This is a genomic window from Aminobacter sp. LjRoot7, assembly GCF_964252895.1.
Classification (GTDB): domain Bacteria; phylum Pseudomonadota; class Alphaproteobacteria; order Rhizobiales; family Rhizobiaceae; genus Aminobacter; species Aminobacter aminovorans_B.
The window spans coordinates 521,614-537,454 of record NZ_CAXUPX020000003.1; the positions used below are offsets into that span (position 1 = coordinate 521,614).

Here is a 15,841-nt window from a genome sequence, read left to right on the forward strand (position 1 = left end):
GGCAAGGCCCGGCTTGCGGTCAGGCGAGCTTGAAGCCGTTGTCGTACTCGAGCGACAGCGACTTCCATTTCTTGCCATCGAAGCGCCAAGCGCTGTCGGAGCCCGCGACATAGAGATAGTCGCCGTCGATGCGGATATCCGATACGGTGCCGGTCTCCACCTCAAGCGGCACGATGGCGTTGCCTTTCTCCACGCCGATGCCGCCTTCGTCGCCCCAATAGGCCTTGCCGTTGTAGGTGCGCACGGCAAGATGGGTGGTGGCATCGGCCGGTTCGATCTCGACCGCTTCTTCATTGGCGATGCGCAGGCACGTCCCGTCCTCGCCGGCGACCCTTATCGTCCCGTCCGAAGCGACGTCGATGCCATAGAACAATTCCTGGCGATGGAGCTCTAGGGGCTGCCATGTCGAACCCGCGAGCTTGTGAACCGATCCTGATTTTCCGCAAACCCAGATGCCGTGTTTCGCGTCGCCATGAATATCCAGATATTCAGCCTGGGTGATCGGTGTGATCGGACGCCAGTCGTCCCCGACCAGCCTTACCGCGCCGCCGGAAGAGCCGACCATCATGGCGCCGCCCGGGTCCGCGGCCCAGGCCTGGCGAAAACTCTCGGTCCCGACCTGATCGCGGGTCCATTGTTTTCCGCCATAGCGCCAGATCCAGATGGTCGCCTCGAGCGCAAACAGTTCGCCCGAGGGTGATGCCGACAGCGACGTCAGCCATTCGGACGTGAAGAGAACACCTTTCGCCGTCTTTGGATTGAAGTCGTCGACGACGAAAATGACCGACACCGTGGTGTCGTAGTCGGAATCCGCGAGCAGAAACAGGATGGCCACCTTGCCATTCCCCATCGGTGCGACCTGAAGGCACTCGATCGAGGTGTCTTCATCTTCGACGAATTCTTCCAGTTCTTCCTTGTCCATCTTCAGCTTACCGATCATGGCTAACGCCTCCCTGGCGGTTGGCTAGGCAGAGATCATTCAAGGGCAGTCCTTCTTGGACTTGGCGACGTCGGACGCCCTGACGACGACCTTCTTCGGGTCCTTTCCGAGGCTCACGGCCTCCTTCTTCAATCGCTTCTTGGCAACTCCGGCGAGACGGCCCTGGTCGATCGCCTTCGGGCAGGTATCGACACAGCGCTTCGTGTCCTTCACCTCCTGCGCGTCCTTGCCCATGCTCTTCTTCTGATAGTCTTGGTTCGCCTTCCTGAGGCACTCCGCGGCAGCATCCTTCACTTCGTCAGGAATTTTCGGGTCATCCATGTTGTCGACCGTTGCCCTGGCGCATTTCTCGTTGAAATCACCGAGCTTGCCCTCCTGGTTGAGCTTGATCCACTTGGCCGCTTCCTGGGTCTTGAGGTTGTGAGGCGTCTTCGACCCCTTGCCGATGACTTTGCCGGTGGCCTTAGCCTTCCTTGCCTTGGCAGCTTCGCCCGGAACCCATTTCGCCTTCATGCAGATGCACGGGGCCTTGCTTTCGTCATAGGCCTGGCAGCAGTCGAGGGTGAGGTCGCGCACCCCCTTTGCGGTGAAGAAGCGTACTTCCGTCGTGTGCTCCTTCTCATATCCCTCCGGGCACTTCAGCTTGTTGTAAGGCTGGATCTCCAGCATGCTGCAGTTGAAGGTTGCCACTGTAGCCGTAGAGATGTTCGGCATCGGCGGCCCGCCGGCAGTCGGCGAGGCGTGGTCATTCGAGCCGATGTCGGAGAAGCGGTTGATGGGTTCGCCGTCCATCTTGACGTTGCCCGACCAGGCGTGGGCGTACTCCTTGCCCGTGTTTACCGAGGTGATGATGTTCTTCTTCGGTGCGCAGCCAGCCTCGTTGCCCGAACATTTCGTATAGTAGGACTTGTTCTTCTGGGTGATCGTCTTGCCACCGATCTTGACTGTGCTGGTGCCACTGTCGGTGTCGTCGTCCATGCTGAAGGTAGGATAGGGGATCGGCACGCCGGGCGGCGTCGCGGGCGTTTGCGGCGGCGTGAAGCAGACATAGGGGAAGGCGGCGATGATCTTGTTGGCCTGCGCCTTGCAAGCGATCTCCAGACCGTTGGCATAGACGGTCATGCCGCTCTCCTCGTGGCAAACACCGCAGCGCCACACGCGCCGTCATCCGACGACGCTTCGATGAGCACCGGATTACCGGCCGCGTAGCCTTTTGCCGCCGCGGTCCAGGCCATACCCACCATCACGGGAACGGCTGCGGCACCGATGTTGCCAAGCGATTCCGCGGGTGACCACAAATCCTGGAATTCGTGCCGGCCGCGCAGCAGCCGGATCGAGGCAAGAGCGGTCTGCTTGAACCAGTATTGTTCGCCGATCAGGTCCGAGATGCGGTAGCCCAGCCGGTTCATCTCGATGCCGGTTTCGCCAAACGCCGCATCATAGGCCGCCGTCATGCCATCGGCCCGCAAGGGCAGATCGTCCTTGTTGTAGATCGAGGCGGTTTCGCGCGAGAGGCCAAGGCCGAAAAGCTGGAAGTTTCCACCATTCGGCCGGGTGCACAAGACGGCCGCCGCTGCCTCTCCAGGAATGAAGCCATTGGAGTTGTCGGCGGTCAGCAGACGGCGTCCCTTGAGGTAATGGGCAATCGTCGGCGCGGTCAGATAGCTGTCGACGCCGGCGATCATCACATAGGGCACGTCGCCGGATGCAAGCAGCCTGCGGGCATGGTCGAATGCGACGTGCCCGGCCGGGCGCCCATGTGCCACGGTGCGAGAGCGACTGTGGGGCTCGACCTTGACGATTTCGCCGATCCGCCGCAGCAGGCCGGAATTGTCGCGCACTGGCCTGCCGGGGCGGCTTTCCTCGGGGAGGCAGAGAATGAGCGCCGTCTGGCCACGCGCTTCCGGCGCGCGCTCGAATGCCTCCGTGATGGCCCCTGCGGCCAGATGCGCCATGCGCTTCTCGCCAATCCAGTTGCGCGGCAACGGCACGGGCGCGCCGGTGAGCCATCCTTCCGGCGAGCCGAGGAAACGCGTCTCCTGGAAGCCGTCCAGACGCGCGCGCATTGCCGCGCAAGCAGAAAGCGCATCGAGCCCGACGGCCGTGGCCATCCCGATCGATATGACTGCAACGCCTGCGGTCATGCCTCTTCTTCCTCAGGCGCCACCCCTTCGGCACGGACGAAGGTCCGGCCGGCTGCCCGTGCGCGCAACATGGATTCGGTGGGTGGGCCTACCCAGCATTCGGTAAAATCGAGGATCGTGCGTTCGATCCGCTGCGCGACCCGCCAGACCAGCTGATAGCGCCGGTTCTCCGGGTCGAACAGGATGGTGTCGGGGTACAGCACGCCCTCGAAGCTCTTGGCGCCATGCTTGAACAGGGTCATCTCGAGACCAGTTGGTGGCAGCCGGAAGCTTACCCGACCATCGGGCGTCAGGTTCACCAGTTGCACCTCTTCGCCACCCCTGGGATGGTCTATCTGCTGGTCGGGCGGGGCCATCTGGAAGTAGCGCTCGTCGAAGTCTGACGGCAGGAACGGGAAGATGTTCTTGGTCCAGTTGTCGTCGTAGGTGCCGCCATGTTCGATGCGGCCGGGCCAGCCGCGGCCCATCGGCCCGAAGCTCATCGGCGTGTAGTCGCCGAAGGGTGAGCGGACTTCCTCGCCGACCTTCTGTGTGTTGGGCAATCGCAGGCCCGGAATGAGGTGCTGGTTCCTCGTGCGGGACCAGCCGGTGCCGACCGGATTGGCGGCGTAGACGCCCGGCATCTTGTCCTCGGGGTCCAGCCTGTCGACGCCGCCCCAGGCGACGTCGTAGCTGATCGGCAGCTTCAGGAAGGGCTGCGGCGCGGTCGCGGTGAAAACCGGGCCGATGGCGCGCCATTCGCGATGGCCCACCACCTCGAAGAGTTTTGACCAGCTGCCGATCTTGATGCCTGCCGGCACCCGTTCCGCAGGCCGACCACCGGGCGCATAGGCGCAGCCATTGGCGATCACGTCGCAGCGCGGCTTGCGGAAGGCAAAATCGGTTTCCCACAGCGTCGCTGAATAGCCCGGCTCGCCGGTTTGCGTGTCGGCAAAGACCAGTGGCACCTGCTCGACCGACTTGCGCACCAGTCCGCCCGGGGTGTCGGGAAGGTCGAACGTGCCCTTGACCACCACGACGATGTAGTCGTGGCCAGCCTTGTCCATGGCCACGGTGAATTGATGGACGTAGCCGGTCTGGTTCCAGATATGCATCAGCTGGTCTCCCAACTCGCGGTGAGCAGCCTGTCCAGGACCGCTTGCGGCGCAGCAGGATCGACGTCCACCGGCACCCACGGACCGGCCCAGAGGACCATGCCGGACACTGGCTCACCTGTCATGTCGAGTGCCGGAAAAGGCAATGTGGCGAGATTGGCGGCGAACTCGTCGGCGCCGACATAGCCATAGCGGGCGGCGTCCGCCGCCATTTCGATGTCCTCGAACCACTTCGCTGCTGTGTCAGGCACGCCGGACGCGGCAGCTGATAGCGGTGCTGCAACTGTCAGCGGAAAACGGCGGCCGGCGCGATCGTTGCTCGTCACGACGATGCCCGCCATCGGGCCATTGGCATCAGGGCCGAGCAGGAAGCGCAATGCCAGGTCTTCGGGCCAGGCGCCCGAGCTCTGCAAAGGTGCGAGATGGCTCGCCACCCACCGGTCCCAGGCGCGCACGAAGTCGCCCGGAAGGCCGCGGCCGACGAAGTCTCCAGTCGCCGGGATCTTGCCGTAGAAGCCTGTGGCTAGATGTTCTGCGGGCACGTGAACCTCTTGAACATCTGCAGGTTGTAGGGGTTCTCGACACTTGCCGCCTTGAGCTCGAAGTCGGCGTAAAAACTCTTGGCGCCGAGGCGCAGGTTGTAGACGTCGGAAAGCGATGTCGCGGTGAAGCGCCCCTTGGTGAGCAGCCGCAGCCAGGCCCAGCTGCCGGTTTCATTGACGATGACTTCAGGCGACCCATCGATGGGCTGGAAGGCCAGCGAGATGGTGCCGGTGCCGTCCTTGCCCGGCCAGGTCATCGGCTGCGGGCGGGTGGCGTTGTTGTAGTAGACGAGGCTTTGGCCATCGAGATTGAGCGTCACCCGTGTGACTGTCGGCGACAGATCCTTGGGTTCGAGCGTGAAGCTCATCAGGGGCCCGGTACCTCCGGGGAACAGGTCGTCGCGGATGCGGCGGGCCTGCTCGAAGGCGGCGAGGGCGGAGGAATCCAGGCCCATGTCGGCACGCCAGGTCCATGGCTGCTTGGCGGTGTCGACATAGCTGATCAGGTGGTCGTTGGTGAAGGCGTCGATCAGGCCGCCGGGGCCGAACAGGCGGGCGAAATCGCGGACGTTGACGTCAACGGCACTTTCCGGGCTGAATGGATAGCGGTTGGTCAGCGCGGCCTGGCAGAATGGCAGGATATCGGCGCGCCAGATGGCGTTGAGCTCGGAGGTGACAGCCGTCTGGGTCAGGCCGCTGGTGTCGCCGGCAATGCCGCCGAGCCAGTCGTCGATCGGATCGGGCAGGATCTGCGCCTGGCGGGCAACCGCACCGGTCAGTTCGGCAAGGCCGCCTTGCTTCTTGATGGCATCCTGCGGATCGGGATTGGCGGTGACGGTCTGCAGCACATTCGACAGTGCGGTGAGGGCAACGACTGCGGCATCGAGCATGGGCGGCTGGCCGTCGACTTCGGCAACGGCACCTTTCAGCGGCTTGAAGTGCTCGGCGACGAGCGTACCGGTCATGTCGACTTCCGCCGCCGATCCGGCGCGCGGCAGCAGCTTGGCGCCGGCCTTGGCCAACTTGCCGACTTTGCCGAGCTTGCCCAAAAGCTTGGATGCACCCTTGGAAGCGGCCTTGTTGTCACCGGCCGGCTCCTCGTCGGAGCGAATGAGATCGGTCTCGTGGACGACGGCGGTGACAAGGCGCTTGAGCGCTGAATCGGCGCTCGACAGATCCTTCAGGTTTTCGCTGGCGACATTGAGGTCGCTCAGCTGAGCCAAACGGATGTCGCGCAGTAGGCTATCCCACTGGGCGATGAAATCGTCGTAATAGAGCTTGAGGATGTCTTCCGACAGCGCCGACACCGAGGTTTCGGAATTCTCCTCGCAGCCGCCGGCAAAGACGGCGCGATCGAGCGCTGCCTGGGCCGCGACATCCTCGAGCCGGTCGAGGATGACGTCGTGGAAGCCGGCATAGGTGAATGCGCCGGGCAGGCCAACACGCATCGTCTTGTCCGAGCGGCGGGCAAAGACCTTGGAGCCGTTCGGGCCGGCGAAATTTGCCGGAATCCATTCCTTCAGCTCGGAGACGGCGGGATCGGCCAGCAGCTGCTTGTAGGCGCGCGCCGGCAGCGAGATGGTGCAGACGCTCTTCAAGGCCTCGGCGACCAGCGCCGGATCGGGGGCGACATAACTCGCGTCGATCGTCATGCGGCGGATGGCTGCAAGCTGATGCTCTTCGGCGTTGGGCGTTGGGAAGGGCGCGACGGGCGCGAATTCCGGCAGATCGTTGACCCACCAGTCCTGGACGAAATCCGCATCCATCTGGGAAAGGCCGGTCATCATGCGGTAGGTCTTGAGTGCTCCCAGCATGAATTCCGGATCGCGCACCTGGCGCCACATCGTCGTTTCGAGCAGGGCGACCATGCGCGGTTCGAGGATGTTACGCAAAGCGTGGTTGTAGCTGTCGGCCTGGGCTCGCAGCAGTTCCGGCGAGGCTGTCGGACCGATCAGGTCGCGAATGCCACTGGGCGGCGGCGTGCGGGCGTTGGTGACCTCGTCCATCGCGACCAGCGCGACATCGATGTCGGGTGCATCTACCGGAGCTGGGGTGGCCGCGAATGGCGCCAGCGGCGCCTGCAGTGCCTCCAACTGGCCGGCCTGGGCCGCGATGGCGTTGCGGTTGTCGTAGTAAGATAGCCCAAACAGTGATCCGGCGAGCAGTACAGCAACTCCACAGGCTGCGGCGGCACCGCGCCAGATCCACGTCCGGCGGCGTTGCGCCAGGGGATCGAACATGCCGAGGCCGGCTTCCTTGAAGATCACTTCAGTAAGCAGGTTCTTGAGGAAGAAGCTGCGCTTTTCGACGCGTGGCGACGACATGGCGCGCCGCGGCGGCAGGCCGAACGAGGAAGAGAGCGCGGCGGTCAGCCGGTCGATGGGCGCGCCTTCCTGCGTTGCCGAGGTCAGGTAGACGCCGCGCAGCCAGGCGCTGTCTTCGTAGCGGCTTTCCCCAAAAATCTGTTCGACGAGGAGACGGATCGGTTCGGACAGACTTTCGACCTGGGCCGGGAACCTGAAGATTTCGGCACGGGCGGCGAGGCTGTCTTCGTCCTCGAGGCGGGGGACGAGCCGGCGCTCGAGCTCGGTCGCCAGCAGCGAGATCTCGCTTGCGACCATCTTGCCGTCGACGCGTGCATCAGGCGCGAATGTCGTGCCCCAGACCTGTTCGCGGGCCGAGGTCGAGAGGCCGCCGAAGAAGGGCTCGAAGCCCTTGATCAGATCGGCCTTGGTCAGCATCAGATAGACCGGAAGCCGGATTTCGAGGCGCTCGTTCAGTTCGGCAAGGCGCCGGCGGATCTTGCGGCCATGCGCCTTGATCGCCTCGTCGCCCTCGGAAAACGCATCTATCGACAGCGCGACGATCACGCCGTTCAGCGCGCGCCGGCCGCGATGCTTTTTCAACAGGTCGAGGAAGCCCAGCCATTCCACGGCATCGACATCTGGCTGGCTTTCCTGCTGGACGTAACGGCCGGCGGTGTCGATCAGCACCGCGTGTTCTGCAAAGAACCAGTCACAGTTGCGGGTGCCGCCAACGCCCTGGATGTCGTCGGTGAGGTCGATCGGGAAATTCAGCCCGGACTGGCGCAAGGCCGTGGTCTTGCCGGTGGCTGGTGGTCCGACGATGACATACCACGGCATGTCGCGCAGCAACTTGCGGCCGCCGAGCTTGCGCCGTTTCATCTCGTCCATCAGCCCCTGGAACTTCGCGCCGACCGCGGCAACGCTCTGCTCGCCGGCCGTCAGCGGCTTTTCGACCGGCGGCGCGGCGATCTCGGCGACGAACATCCGATTGGCGCGGATGGCGCGGCGCTGGGCCAGGATCAGCCAGATCAGCCACAGGATGACCAGACCGGCGATCAACGCCATGCGCACGGTTTCGGAGGAGAACGGTGTGCTCTGGCCGACGGCAACGATGGGGCCGAAGATCCAGATGATCAGCGAAAGCAGCGTCAGGCCGATCAGCGTCCAGAGCCACCGCGATGTCAGTACCGACCAGAGGAAGCGCAGGATGAACATCTGTCACAGCCTCTTTTCGACCAGCACTTCGACGCGGCGATTGAGCGCGCGGCCCTCGCGCGTGCCGTCGTCGGCAACGGGGTCGATGGCGGCGCGCCCCTCGGAACGCACACGCTCGCGCGGAACGCCGTTCTGGACGAGCATGTCGGCAATTGTCGCAGCACGAGCCTCCGATAGGCGCTGATTGGTGGAAAGCGGGTTGGTTCTTTGCAGCGGGATGCCGTCGGTGTGCCCGACGATGGTGACGTTGCCGATCAGCTCCTGGTTCTCGACGATCACCTTGGCGATTGCCTCGATCAGCGGCTGGAAGCCATCGGTCAGCTCGGCCCGCGACGACTGGAACAGCTCGGGATTGGAAGCCTGGATGACGAGGCGGGCCAGCGACACGCTTTCGGCACCCTTGAGTGCCGGGCGCAGGCCCTCGGGCGTGGCGGCGGCGAATTCCGGCAGCAGTGCGAAGTCGACGGTCTCGACCGGCGGCGCTTCCGCCTTGGGTGTTGTGCGCAGCACTTCGGCGCGGTCGGCCGGGGGAAGCGCGCGGACAAGGGCCGAGAGCTGGACGGCCTGGTTGCTCAGCCCCAGCGAGAAGCCGATGTAGATCGCGGTGGCGAGCACGGCAGCGATCACGCTCATCACCCAGATCGGCACGGTGAAGCGCGGCGCCTCGTCGGCGGCAACAACGCCGCGCCAGTTGGGCGACAGCGGCGCGTCTTCGGCATCGGCGTCGCGCAGGAAGCGGGCGGCGGCGACACGCACGGCATTCAGCGACCGGTCGCCCGAGCGGCCCGGCACCCGGTACTTGCCACGGAAGCCCAGCGCCATGCAGTGATACTGCAGCTCCAGCATTTCCTTGTCGCGGTTGGGGTGGCGTTCGAGCTCTTCCAGGCGTGAGAAGAACTGGGCGCCCGCATCGACGTCGCCACGCAGCATGACGACCAGCGGCTGCCGCGGCCACGCACTCGCACCGCCCCAGGGCGTGTTCAGCGCGAGATCGTCGAGCAGTGCTGCCACCGACCACGCGGCTTGATCGGCACGCTCGACCGACGATCCTGCGGCGACGGCGGCGTCGCGCCCGCGCACCAGTTCTTCCTGCAGACGGGTGCGGAGGTGCTCTGGATTCTCGGGCGGCAGGGCGTTTTCGAGTTCGGGCGCGAATTCCAGCAGGGTCGAAAACGCGTTGACCAGCGTGTTCGGGTGGGCGCGCGAGCGCTTCAGCGGCGCGGACGAAAACGGCATCGGCATGCGCGGCGACGGCGTGCCGACCATGCGTATGCGGGTACGCTCACGATCCTCCGACAAGCCGAAAGGATCGTCTTGGCTCATCGCGTCACCTGTTCACCGAATAGCAATCGACCTGCGGCTCGCTCGGCAACACGCCGGAAACGCCAATGACGAATCCGGGTGCGTCGAGGAGGGAGGCCCAATGCTCGCTTCTCTGATCGAGTTCAAGGCAAAGGCGGTCGCCGTCATAGGGGATTTCGCGCGGCTGCGAATGCAGCGGCTTCAGCGGAATGCCCGGCAGGCGTGACTTCCACAGGCCTTCGAATTCGCTGGCAGCACCCACCGTCGCCTGGTTGACGAAGATCTTGCGCAACGCATCTTCCGAAAGCTCCGAGCCGACGCGTATGACGATGCGGCTGGCGACAAGCAGCTTCGGGTTGTCGATACGCACCTTCCAGACATTGGTGGAGTGACGCATAACAGGCAGTGCCCGAGATTTCGGCTCGACATAACGCAGACTGAGGATCAGCGAGCGCAACGTGTCGGCAAGCGCCGAATAGGCCGGTCCCGGCGCCATGTGGTCATAGGCTGGCAGCTCGGCCAGGCGCCGGGAATTTGAGCCATAGGTCGCCATCGAGCCGGCGAGGCCGGCAAGCTCGAGATAGAGTTCGGCCGGATGGAAGATGTCCTGCGCCAGCATATGCGCCAGTCGCGGCCGCGCAGCGTTGGCAAGGTTGAGCATTAAGAGGTCCTCGACGCTGCGGCCGGGGCCGCCGAGCACCATCTTGGCGTGCGCCTCGGCGATCTGGTCGAGCCCGGTGATGACTTCCTGGAGAAGCTGCGCGTACCAATGGACCGCGCCGGTCGCGAGCGTCGGCGGCAGAAAGTTGGCATCCAACGAAACGCCACCGTCGGCGCGCAGGCCGGTGATTTCGGTGATCGGCAAAGCGGTATAGCCGCCGACCGATTTGCCGGGCGCAAGCAGCAAGGACTGTGGCCGGGCGATCTCGATCTCCTCGGGATCCGACCCGCCTTGCACCGCATCGCGGACGGTAACGATGCGGCCGCGGTAGCGTGCACCGCTTGTCTCTGCATGCGCTGGGTCGAAGCCGACGCCGCCTGGCGGTTCCAGCGGCACCGCGATCAGCACCGGACCACCGCCCATGTCGGCGGTGATGGCGAGCGGCTTTGGCGCGTCCATGGTGTCGGGAATGGCGAAAGGCGTGCCGTCGGGAAATATGCCGCGTGCCGTAAGCACCGCAACCTGTCCGGCTTCCAGCAGCGCAGGGTCGAGGGTGAGGGTGCGGAAACCGTAGGTGTGAAGTTGCCCGGCTTGCAGCGCGCCGCGCACCGTCGCCTCGAAGAAGCGGTCCTGTTGCTGGAAGTGCTGGGTCCGAAGGAACAGCCCCTCGGACCAGAGCACCCTGTTTGTGTCGGTCATGCGGCAACTCTCTGCATCGACAACTCCTGATATGGCCCGTTCAGGCCGATATGCCTCCGCTGCCGAGTGTCACGGTGATCGTCACCGTCGAACCCGGCGAAACCGACTTCGTCGTCCGCCAAGTGCGGCCGGTGGGTTCGCGAACAAGGGCGACGAAGCCAAGCGCGGTTGCCTCCGGCTCTACGGTGATCGTCTTCGATGCAGCCGCACCGGGTCCGACAGAAAGCTGGTCCGAGCCGATGAGATCGCCGGCAAGTGCCGAGCCGGCGTCGCCTTGCAAGGCGAAATAGTCGGCTGAGTTGAACTTGCCCGTGCTTTTCAAGCGCATGACCAGAACCGTCACCGGCCTGTCGCCGCCGTCAGGTCCGGGGTTCATGCCGGCTTGACCGCTCACATTGACGGTAACGGTGGACGGTTTCGGTGGCCCGCTTTGGCAGGCGGCCACCAGTCCTGTAGCGCCGAGAGCAATAATGAAGTCGCGCCGGTCGATCATGCGTCACTCCTCTTCATATGCGTTGCGGAAGTCGGCTCCTATTTCGCCCATGAAGCGCGTCTCGGCGCTCACGGCGATTTCGCGATGGCGTTTCTTGTAGAGGTCCCAGAGCTTGGCGCTGCGGCCGCCAGCCAAAAGCTTCTCGATCGACGAGCTCGACTTCAGCTCCTCCTCGAGCGCGACGGGATCGAAGCGGTCGATCATGTGGCGCAGCGCGCCCTGCAGCCCGCGCCAGGCGCGAACATGATGATGAGCGAGGTCGCGGATCGCATCAGATATGGCCGGCTCGCCGGCGAGAAAACCCGGGCTGCGTTCGGCCAGGATGGTCGCCAGCGCATCATCGACGGTGGGCAGGAACTTGAGCGGGTTGACCTCGGACGAACCGACGATGGTCTGCTCGATGCGGGCGTTGCCCTTTTCCTCGGCGCGCTTGCGCAAGAGCTGCATCAGACCTTCGAGCATCAGGCGATATTCGCGGCCGAACTTTTCCATTTCGACAAGCGGGTCGCGCTTGGAAGGGGCGCCTTCGTCAAGGCCAAGGCCGCGCAGGAAGGCGGTGCGCAGGGCGCTGTCGGACGGTGCGGTCGCAGGTGCAGCGGGCGCGTGTGCTACCGCCGGACTTACCGCTGCCTTCTCCCGCGCACGCAAGGACATCGGAGGCGGAGGCGGTGCGTCAGCGCGGCGGGCCGGCACATCCCGGGGGGCAGGCGCAGCCGGCCTTGTCGGAACGGGGGGCGGAACGAGAGCGGTTTCGTGCGGGTTTGCATCGACCGCCGGCGGTGGCGGCGCAATGGGCGGCAGGTCAAACCCGTCATCGAATGACGGCGATTGCGTCACGACCGGCTCCGCCTTTGCCTTGGACGGCGGTGTTTCGGCCGAAGCGAGGCCAAAAGGATCGGCAAAGGCCTCAGTGCCGTTCTGGCTGTCGTCGGCATGGCCGTTCGCAACGGGTGTCGCCACCGGATCGAGGCTGAACGGATCGTCGAAGGCAGGCGAATTCCGTTCGGAGCCGCCAGCACGCTCATAGGCACGGAACGCACCGGGTTCTGGATGCTCGAACGGGTTGGGGAGATCGGCCGGGCGGGGCCGCTGAGGCTCCTCGTCGGTCTTGAGCGAGAAGAAGTCGTCGCCGCCGAGACCAACAGGTGCCCGAGATGCCGCAGGTGCCGGTTGCGGCCCCGATGTCCTGGATGGTGCCGGCTTGAAATGTTGCAGGTGACTTTCGGTCGGCTGCAGCTCTACCGACACGACATAATCGCCGAGGCGGAGCCGCATGCCATGGTGCAGCCGGGCCGAATTGCCCGAGCCAAGGGCACTGCCGGCATCGTCGATGAAGAGGCCGCTGCTCGACGTGTCGACGACGACATAGCCGTCCTGTCCTGATGTGATCTTGCAGTGGGCGCGCGAGACGAACATGTCGGGGTCGTCGATCTGCCAGTCCGCATCGGGACTGCGACCGATCACCAGTTCACCCTGATCCAGCCGGGTCTGGCGCACTGCCTGTGCGCGCGGTCCCTGCTCAAGCGTGAGGAGCAAGCTCATGCCCCGACTCCCGCCATTTCGGGCCGCCAGCCGACGATCGTCCGCAGGCGCATATCCTCAGCATCGCCCCTTTCCGCAGGGGGCGCAAGCCACGCAGTTCGGCCGAGCTGCGCAGCCCCGATGCGGGCCGGTGGCACCTCGTTACGGGCCAGCACAAGCCTGAGATCGACGTCGAGCAACTCGCCAAGGAGATCGCTTATGGCGCGCTTGAGGACAGCCAGCCGCCGGCTGCCGGGAAGGAAGGATGAATAGGTGTTCAAATCGAGCGGGCCGAGGCGCAGCTCGACCCTGTTCTGGCGGCTGAAGCTGCGTGGCCCGATGGTCGCACTTCTGCCCAGGGAGGCGCTGGCCATGCCGAGCCTCGTCTGCAGCGCGGCTGGAACTTCCAGCCAGGACGCCACGAACTCCTTCAGTTGGACCTTCACATTGAACACTTCGGCGACGAACAGGGTCAGCCGCTCGGGCCCGTCGACCTGTCCGGCAAGTGCCGCAGCCTGGCGCAACTTGACCGAATCCACGTCCGGATCCTGGGCGTTTGCTGTTTCCGGCAGTCCGATTCCGGCCATGGCCTCCATCATCGCGCGGATACGCCCGCCGACGGCGCGCTCGACCTGTACGCCGGGGTGCGCGTCCGCCCAGGCGCGGTAGAACAGGGCGATCATGCGGTGCTGCAAGATGTTGACGAACTCGATGAAGGTCGTGTCGCTGGTCTGATGCGCGTCAGCACCGGCAAACCAGCGCTGCGACATCCGGTCGAGCACCCACCTGGTTATATGCAGCGGCAGCGGACCTTCCGGGCCAAGCAAGCCGAGATTGGCGACGGTGACGCGCGCCGGACCCTTGTCAGTGGCCGGTGAGAAGGTGACGACGTCCTGGGTCGCAAAGCCCAAACGCACATGCTGCCCGAGGCGCGCCGGCTCGCGATCAGGACGGCCGGAATGACCGAACAGGCGTCCGCCCCGGTTTTCAAGCTGGCGCAGCAGCTCGAAGAAGTCGTAGCCCTCCGTCAGCGTGTCGGGTGCCGCCGCTAGATCAGGAAGCGGTTGCCGGGCGTCATCGGCCATGGCACGTCCTCCTGCTTCTGTAGCAGCCGCGTGCGAGTGCGCACGAAGCCATTGATACCGGCGTGGCGGGCAAACAGCCGCGCCAGAAGAGCGGAAAGCAGCAGCGAGCTTTGCCCGGAAAGGACCGACTGGTCGATGTGGAGCAGGATCTCGGTGCCACGGCCGAAGCACATCGGCCCCGGTATGGCGAGGCGCTCGATCACCGGCTGGGAATCGATGCGCACGATCGAGCGGACATGGCGCGCCAGTCCCGGGTCGCCGCGATCGGCATAGAGGTCAAGCAGCGCATGCAGCGGATCGACTCCACGCCCCTCCTTGGCCAGGCTGAGGAAGTTGAGCGCGAGTTGCGCCACCAGCCGCCAGGCGAGATCGTCGGCCCTGGATTCCGCATCGGCTCCGGCAGGCAGCGCGGCAGGGATGGAAGGCTGCGGCGCACGCAGAGCACCAAGCAGGCGGACCGCCTCGACCGGATCGCCGCTCTCCAGCGTTAGCGTAGGATTATCGTCGAGGATCGGCAGATCGCGGTTGGTGCAGAGCGCCGTGATCTCGATGCGCTTGAGCGGCCGGCCGCTTGGGATGCCTGCCGGGCGTGAGATCGCCAGAAAGACGTCGTCACCGGTGTAGGAGGTGCGCGTCATGCCCTCGCGCCGCTCGTCCTCGGTGGCGCGGCGCGGCCGGCGTTCCGTCGAATAGACCCAGCCGCTGCCCCGGTTCTGCCCCAGGCTGAACAGTGCCGGTATCTCGGCGTCGGGGCCCTGGGCGTCGGCATCCTCGACATGGGTGACGCGGAAGATTTCGAAATCCCGGGGCCGGGTACGGTCGGCATAAAGCACCTGCCGGGTCTTGCGGGCATCGAGCTCGATGACATTACATTCGCGCTCGAACAGATTGATCACCGGTGTCGCGAAAAGCTCGAAATCGGCCGGCGCGAGGTCGGCAAGCTCAGGTGCGGCCCGCCGCAACAGGAAGAAGATTTCGAGCCCCGCTTCTGAGCTGCGCACGACCGGCAGCAGGCCTTGGACGCGGACATAGTGGAAGCGCTCCGGCATCATGAAATACTCACGCAGCAGCCGGTAGCCTTCGAAGGTCGGGCGCGTGCGCGGCATCAGGGCTTCGCTGTCGCTGATGCCGATCATCTCCGGCTGGGGCAAGATAGTGAGTTTGCCTGACTTGCCGTTGTGGCGAGCGCCAATCGCCGTGCAGACGCCAAAGATCGTGTCGAACAGCAGCGATGCCTTGGTGCGCCCGGCAAAATGCAGGTCGAGCCGGTCGAGCGCCAGCTCGTTGAGCTTGCCCTTGCCTGATCTGGCGATTGTGACGCGCAGCGCCGCCTCGCAGGTGACGCCGCTGATCGGGGAGATTCCGGCTGCGGCGAGCGCGCTGCGGTCCTGATAATAGCCGACCGACGCAATCTCGATCGGCCACAAGGTGACATCCTGCGCTGTCGTGAAGGTGGAGCGGGTGGAGAGGTTGGGCTGCAGGTTGGCGACCAGCCGGGTGCCGCGCTTGACGACATGGCCGGCATTCATCGTCTGAACCTGCTGGCCGGGCTTCAGCACGGCCATGGTGACCGCGGGCGCCTGAGTCAGCAGGTCGGGATAAAGCACCTCGAGGACGCTTCGCGCAAACCGCGAGCGTTCGGCATCGACCTTGAGCCGGGTGCGCGCGGCAAGGAAGGCGACGCCGTCGAGCAGACGCTCGACATAAGGGTCGGGGCAGGGTGCGGTATCGAGCGAGAGATTGCGCGCGACCGCCGGGTGCAGGTCGGCGAATTCCGCGGCAAGCGTGCGGATGTGGGTCAGCTCCTCCTCGTAATACTCCAGGAAGATCCGATCCATT

Annotated in this window: 12 protein-coding genes; all 12 read right to left on the bottom strand. The window is 64.9% G+C overall.

The window, feature by feature from the left end; translation table 11 throughout:
* Window positions 1–19: 19 nt before the first annotated feature.
* Genes ACSQ3E_RS12125 through tssF form a run of 12 tightly spaced genes read right to left on the bottom strand, consistent with a single transcriptional unit; the run spans window position 20 to window position 15,840 of the window.
* A complete protein-coding gene (locus tag ACSQ3E_RS12125; RefSeq protein WP_436122884.1) occupies window positions 20–940 on the bottom strand; it encodes a hypothetical protein in 921 nt (306 codons plus the stop codon).
* Window positions 941–979: 39 nt separating this feature from the next.
* Window positions 980–2,062 (bottom strand): PAAR-like domain-containing protein, encoded by a 1,083-nt coding sequence (locus ACSQ3E_RS12130; protein WP_310318925.1) that lies wholly within the window; start codon window positions 2,060–2,062, stop codon window positions 980–982.
* The gene (locus ACSQ3E_RS12135) at window positions 2,059–3,084 is read right to left on the bottom strand and encodes a 3-oxoacyl-ACP synthase (RefSeq protein WP_436122885.1); all 1,026 of its coding nucleotides are present in this window, start codon (window positions 3,082–3,084) and stop codon (window positions 2,059–2,061) included. The genes ACSQ3E_RS12130 and ACSQ3E_RS12135 overlap by 4 nt, the downstream gene beginning before the upstream one ends.
* Window positions 3,081–4,178, bottom strand: a complete 1,098-nt coding sequence (locus ACSQ3E_RS12140; protein ID WP_436122886.1) for a DUF2169 family type VI secretion system accessory protein — start codon at window positions 4,176–4,178, stop codon at window positions 3,081–3,083. Before ACSQ3E_RS12140 ends, ACSQ3E_RS12135 begins: the two co-directional genes overlap by 4 nt.
* Window positions 4,178–4,720: a type VI secretion system-associated protein TagF gene (gene tagF, locus ACSQ3E_RS12145; RefSeq protein WP_436122887.1), complete on the bottom strand. Its 543-nt coding sequence runs from the start codon at window positions 4,718–4,720 to the stop codon at window positions 4,178–4,180. Before tagF ends, ACSQ3E_RS12140 begins: the two co-directional genes overlap by 1 nt.
* Entirely contained in the window at window positions 4,702–8,241 is a 3,540-nt protein-coding gene (gene tssM / locus ACSQ3E_RS12150; RefSeq protein ID WP_436122888.1) for a type VI secretion system membrane subunit TssM, read from the bottom strand. The genes tagF and tssM overlap by 19 nt, the downstream gene beginning before the upstream one ends.
* A 3-nt stretch (window positions 8,242–8,244) precedes the next feature.
* Window positions 8,245–9,564: a type IVB secretion system protein IcmH/DotU gene (gene icmH, locus ACSQ3E_RS12155; protein WP_436122889.1), complete on the bottom strand. Its 1,320-nt coding sequence runs from the start codon at window positions 9,562–9,564 to the stop codon at window positions 8,245–8,247.
* A gap of 4 nt (window positions 9,565–9,568) precedes the next feature.
* Window positions 9,569–10,903, bottom strand: coding sequence for a type VI secretion system baseplate subunit TssK (gene tssK / locus ACSQ3E_RS12160; protein ID WP_436122890.1), 1,335 nt, complete (start codon window positions 10,901–10,903; stop codon window positions 9,569–9,571).
* A gap of 40 nt (window positions 10,904–10,943) precedes the next feature.
* Window positions 10,944–11,396: a type VI secretion system lipoprotein TssJ gene (gene tssJ / locus ACSQ3E_RS12165; RefSeq protein WP_067962042.1), complete on the bottom strand. Its 453-nt coding sequence runs from the start codon at window positions 11,394–11,396 to the stop codon at window positions 10,944–10,946.
* A gap of 3 nt (window positions 11,397–11,399) precedes the next feature.
* Window positions 11,400–12,938 carry a type VI secretion system-associated FHA domain protein TagH gene (tagH, locus tag ACSQ3E_RS12170; protein ID WP_436122891.1) on the bottom strand — a complete coding sequence of 513 codons (1,539 nt, stop codon included), beginning with the start codon at window positions 12,936–12,938 and terminating at the stop codon, window positions 11,400–11,402.
* Complete coding sequence (gene tssG / locus ACSQ3E_RS12175; protein ID WP_436122892.1) at window positions 12,935–14,002, bottom strand: type VI secretion system baseplate subunit TssG; 1,068 nt, start codon at window positions 14,000–14,002, stop codon at window positions 12,935–12,937. The genes tagH and tssG overlap by 4 nt, the downstream gene beginning before the upstream one ends.
* Window positions 13,966–15,840 (bottom strand): type VI secretion system baseplate subunit TssF, encoded by a 1,875-nt coding sequence (gene tssF, locus ACSQ3E_RS12180; RefSeq protein ID WP_436122893.1) that lies wholly within the window; start codon window positions 15,838–15,840, stop codon window positions 13,966–13,968. The genes tssG and tssF overlap by 37 nt, the downstream gene beginning before the upstream one ends.
* Between the last annotated feature and the right edge of the window lies 1 nt (window position 15,841).

Coding starts and splice junctions, on each gene's coding strand:
- ACSQ3E_RS12125 (WP_436122884.1), bottom strand. CDS start 940: ATGATCGGTAAGCTGAAGATGGACAAGGAAGAACTGGAAGAATTCGTC.
- ACSQ3E_RS12130 (WP_310318925.1), bottom strand. CDS start 2,062: ATGACCGTCTATGCCAACGGTCTGGAGATCGCTTGCAAGGCGCAGGCC.
- ACSQ3E_RS12135 (WP_436122885.1), bottom strand. CDS start 3,084: ATGACCGCAGGCGTTGCAGTCATATCGATCGGGATGGCCACGGCCGTC.
- ACSQ3E_RS12140 (WP_436122886.1), bottom strand. CDS start 4,178: ATGCATATCTGGAACCAGACCGGCTACGTCCATCAATTCACCGTGGCC.
- tssM (WP_436122888.1), bottom strand. CDS start 8,241: ATGTTCATCCTGCGCTTCCTCTGGTCGGTACTGACATCGCGGTGGCTC.
- icmH (WP_436122889.1), bottom strand. CDS start 9,564: ATGAGCCAAGACGATCCTTTCGGCTTGTCGGAGGATCGTGAGCGTACC.
- tssK (WP_436122890.1), bottom strand. CDS start 10,903: ATGACCGACACAAACAGGGTGCTCTGGTCCGAGGGGCTGTTCCTTCGG.
- tssJ (WP_067962042.1), bottom strand. CDS start 11,396: ATGATCGACCGGCGCGACTTCATTATTGCTCTCGGCGCTACAGGACTG.
- tagH (WP_436122891.1), bottom strand. CDS start 12,938: ATGAGCTTGCTCCTCACGCTTGAGCAGGGACCGCGCGCACAGGCAGTG.
- tssG (WP_436122892.1), bottom strand. CDS start 14,002: ATGGCCGATGACGCCCGGCAACCGCTTCCTGATCTAGCGGCGGCACCC.
- tssF (WP_436122893.1), bottom strand. CDS start 15,840: ATGGATCGGATCTTCCTGGAGTATTACGAGGAGGAGCTGACCCACATC.